General features: G+C 70.0%; 1 pseudogene. It reads left to right on the top strand.

The annotated features are described in order from the left end of the window. Nucleotides 1–253: 253 nt before the first annotated feature. Nucleotides 254–550, top strand: a pseudogene (locus tag ADK66_RS30340) (hypothetical protein); the annotation flags it as partial.

Raw genomic sequence — 550 nt, 5'->3', positions numbered from 1 at the left:
GCCCGGCCCGGTGGTTGTAGACCTCCGAACGACCGTGGCGCCGGCTCGACGCGGCTGCCGATGGATGGCCCGCCCCGGGAATGGCCCCGGCCCCCGGGTCGTTACACATGGACCCGGCTGCCAGAGGCGCCCCCCGCGCCCGGCCGCCGTGAATGACTTCCCCCTTTGTTTGTGCAGTGCCGGACGAGGTGCTCACACCCGTGCGCCGCCCCCCGGTGTGTGGGTGTTTCCTACCCCCGAAGGAGCTACCCCCATGAACACGATCATTCGTAAGAGCATGCTGTCCGTTGCTGGTCTCGCCTTCGCCGGCGGTATCTTCGCCGGCCCCATCGCCGGCCACAACGACACCGCCACTGCGGCGGTGGATGCCAAGCCGGTCGCGGTGGTGCAGGCCGACAAGCCCGACACCGCCAAGCTGATCCCGCACGGCACCCAGGGCGCGCAGTCCCGGATCACCCTCAACGACGAGCAGACCGCCAACGTCAAGGCGATCATCGCCGCCACGAAGAAGGCCGGCATGCCCGAGCGGGCCGCGGTCATCTCGATCGGC

This window comes from Micromonospora sp. NRRL B-16802 (genome assembly GCF_001279555.1).
GTDB classification, from domain to species: domain Bacteria; phylum Actinomycetota; class Actinomycetes; order Mycobacteriales; family Micromonosporaceae; genus Micromonospora; species Micromonospora profundi.
This window is presented reverse-complemented; position numbering and strand designations above follow the sequence as displayed.